This window comes from Emticicia sp. (genome assembly GCF_049241225.1).
Lineage (GTDB): Bacteria > Bacteroidota > Bacteroidia > Cytophagales > Spirosomataceae > Emticicia.
Genome location: NZ_JBMLRC010000059.1, coordinates 1 through 1,097 on the forward strand (window position 1 = coordinate 1; position 1,097 = coordinate 1,097).

At 36.1% G+C, this 1,097-nt stretch carries 1 protein-coding gene and 1 pseudogene; both read right to left on the minus strand.

All coding sequences use genetic code 11. The features are described 5' to 3' along the window. Nucleotides 1–128: 128 nt before the first annotated feature. Nucleotides 129–800, minus strand: a complete 672-nt coding sequence (locus ACOVO2_RS03820; RefSeq protein ID WP_421768696.1) for a DUF2461 domain-containing protein — start codon at nucleotides 798–800, stop codon at nucleotides 129–131. A gap of 147 nt (nucleotides 801–947) precedes the next feature. Continuing rightward, nucleotides 948–1,097, minus strand: a pseudogene (locus ACOVO2_RS03825) (2-hydroxyacid dehydrogenase); the annotation flags it as partial.

Genomic DNA, 1,097 nt, shown 5'->3' on the forward strand with positions numbered 1-1,097 from the left:
AACAAAAAAGCGAGTACTTTTTTCATAGAAAATGAGTTTTGTAGAGGTTATAAAATATGGTTAAATAAATAGCTGGAAAGATACAAAAGAAATAGAAAGACTTGAAATAAAGTGAGAAAACAAATCAATTAGCCATCAATAGCCCTGTTCAGAAATTCAATATATGGTTGCATCGCTTCAAAACTCGTTAAAACTTTATCAGTAAAACTTGGCTGCAAAATTTCCTTTGCGTTAATCAACGACGAAGCCGTAAAACTCTTTAACTTTATCAACTCAATGGCAGGGTTACTTTCATCATAACCTTTGGGCGGACGTACCGTAAAGGCTTCACGGTCAAGTCCATTCGGAAAATATTTTTTAAAACTTTCGGCGTTTAGAATACCCTCAATTTCTTCATAATTATAGTCTATTTCCGTACGAATCTTCTTCAAATCTTCGGGTTCGGGCATCCAAATCCCACCTGCTATAAAGCATTCATTTGGAGCAATATGTACATAATAGCCGGCCGAATGTGCCTTTTTTCCGCCCTTGTTAAACGACGCCCCAAAATTAGTTTTGTACGGGTCTTTGTTTTTAGAAAATCGCACATCACGATTGATTCTAAACGTACAATTTTTTGCCTCCAATTGGGCTTCTTCGATACTTTTATCGAATTTTCCAATGCCTTTAATAAGCGTATCTACTACTTCCGCAAAGTTCTTTTTTGCTATTTCGTAAGTTTTGCGATTTGCATCAAACCACGGCTTATTGTTGTTTTCTTTGAGTTCTGAAAGAAATTGAATGGTATTTGCCTGAATCATAATTTTCATTTGTAGTGAGTAAATGTATAAAACTAACAAGTCGGCACAGCTAAAAGTTTAAGATTTTCTCTGGCCGACTGAATCAGTAGTTATGACATCGATTATGTAAAACGCATGTTTGCTCTGTTCTCAAATGGGAAACTTGACTTACATTTCAACCTCATTCCCTGATTTTTTTCCTTGCTCAAAATCAGCAATATTATTGAGTGTGACGATGGCAATCTGGGTTAATGCTTCTTCGGTCAGAAAACCTTGGTGCGAAGTTATCAGTACATTCGGGAAGGTCATCAAACGTGC